This is a genomic window from Sphingomonas sp. FUKUSWIS1, assembly GCF_000733135.1.
In the GTDB taxonomy this organism is placed as follows: Bacteria; Pseudomonadota; Alphaproteobacteria; order Sphingomonadales; family Sphingomonadaceae; genus Sphingomonas; species Sphingomonas aerolata.
The window spans coordinates 6,779-8,957 of sequence record NZ_JPJC01000214.1 but is presented as its reverse complement, the minus strand read 5'-3'; the positions used below and the strand labels follow the sequence as shown (position 1 = coordinate 8,957).

Genomic DNA, 2,179 nt, shown 5'->3' with positions numbered 1-2,179 from the left:
CCGGCCCCGACACGAGCTTCCGCCCGCTCACCGACCGGCTCCACTCGATGGGGCTGAAGGCCGGGATCTATTCGGACATCGGCCGCAACAGCTGCGGACAGATCTACACCCCCGATTTCAAGAACCAGCCCGAAGGCAGCGTCGCCGAACGCGAAGTCGGGCTCTACGGCCATGTCGATCAGGACATGAAGACCTATTTCCGCGACTGGAATTTCGATTTCATCACGGTCGATGCCTGCGGTATCCGGGGGCTGCCCGCGGATGCGCCGCGCGTGCGATCGGGCCTGTATCGCGCGCTGCCGCCGCTGGTCGACATGCAGTCGCTCGGCCGGTCCGACGTGGCGGGTATCCGCCGCCTCTACGAAGATGTCGGGGCGGCGATCCGCGCCGAGGCGGCGGGACGTCCCTATGTCTATTCGCTGTGCCTCTGGGGCGCGGGCGACGTGCGGGCCTGGGGCAAGGACGTCGGCAACACCTCGCGCACCAGCGACGACATCCAGCCGCTCTGGCCGCGCATGCTGACCAACATGGACACCGTCACGCACCGCGCGCTCTATGCGCATCCCGGGTCGTGGAACGATGCGGACATGCTGTTCATCGGGTCGGGTGATTTCGATCGCAGCCATCTCGTCGAGGCGCGGGCGCATTTCACGCTCTGGGCAATGCTGAACTCGCCGCTGATCATCGGCTATGACCTGCGCAAGCTGACGCCCGATCTGCTCGCGATCTTCGGCAATGCCGACATCGTCGCGCTGAACCAGGACCCGGCCGGCAACCAGGCGGTGCTCGCCTATGACTCGGACGAGGCGCAGATCCTCGTCAAGACGCTGGCCGACGGCAGCAAGGGCGTCGCGGTCGTCAACCGGACCGCGCAGCCCGCCAAGGCGACGCTGACCGCCGAGCATCTCAAGCTGCGCCCCGATATCGAGGTCCGGTTGCGCGACCTGTGGAGCAAGGCGGACAGCAGCTTCCGCAAGGATATGGCCCTGTCGCTGGCCCCGCACGAGACGCGCGTGTTCCGCGCCGCGGGCACCCGGCGCCTTGCCGACGGGCTCTATCTTTCCGAACAGACCGGACGCGTCAATCCAGCGGTCGACGGGGTGGCGTCGCCCCAGGCCGATCCAACCATCCACCATTCGATCACCCCCTGGATCGGCACGCACGGGCCGGGCGAGCATCCGCAATATGGCGGCTGGGGCGGGGCCGAGGCGGACCGGGCACCCTATGGCAAGCTGTTGCGGATCGCCGGGACGGACTTCGACACGGGGCTCGGCGTGCTCGGCCAGTCGCGTCTCGAGGTGCGCAATGCCGGGTTCACGCGCTTCGCAACGAAGGTCGGCGTCAACGATTCCGGCACCCCCAAGGCAGGCACGGTCACGTTCGAGGTCTGGGGGGACGGGCGCCTGCTCGCGACCTCCCCGGCGATGGCGTTCGGCATGGCCGCCGCGCCGCTGCGCGCGGACATCAAGGGGGTGCGGATCGTCGAACTGGTCGCCCGCAGCAGCATCGCGACCGCGGCGCAGCCCGTCGCTTGGGCGGAGGCGGCGCTGCTGCGATAAACCGCGACCCGCCTTCGCCTATCGTGGCGCGCCGCTAGCCGGTGCCAGTCGCGATAGGCGGAAGCTGTCGATGTCGATCCAGCCGGTGCTGCGGGCGGGCGCGTAGCAGAACAGCGCGAACTGCTCGCCCTGGAACGTGCCGGTCTGCCATGCGAAGGCGAGCGGGAAGTCACCGCCGAGCCCGGTCCAGCGAACACCGTCCGCGCTATAGGCAACCCGGCCCCGGCTCGTCGTGAAATCCATGTCGGTGCGCAGCCACACCGTATCGCCCGGCGGCAGGTCGGTGGTGGCACGGGTTTCGGTCTGCGCCCCCTCGACCCGGTCCGTCGTCACCTCCATCGCGATCCGGGCGCGGCGGTTCGCGTCGCGTGTCACGGTCAGGTTCGCGCTGATCTGCCCCAGCGTGCCGAAACCACAACGATCGCCGGGCGCGAGACGAGCGATATCAAGCTTCACCTCGCCGCGGCTCGCGGGCCCCTGCCCCTTTTGCGTCAGCGTGTTGCGCGCGGACCAGAAGCGTTTCGCCACGGTCGGGCGCAATCGCAGCCAGCCGGGGCGTGCGGCAAGCGACCAGCGGTCCGGGTCGGGATTATGATTCCACTGCCATTGCAGCCCGAGCC

The 2,179-nt window shown here is 68.8% G+C and carries 1 protein-coding gene and 1 pseudogene; one reads left to right on the top strand and one right to left on the bottom strand.

What is annotated here, in order from left to right; translation table 11 throughout:
• Positions 1-1,559, top strand: a 1,559-nt coding sequence (locus sphsw_RS13055) for an NPCBM/NEW2 domain-containing protein (protein ID WP_031440986.1), incomplete at its 5' end; no start/stop codon positions are given.
• Between the two features lie 18 nt (positions 1,560-1,577).
• Here the strand turns inward: sphsw_RS13055 and sphsw_RS20515 are convergent.
• Positions 1,578-2,179 (bottom strand): annotated as a pseudogene (locus sphsw_RS20515) (glycoside hydrolase 43 family protein); the annotation flags it as partial.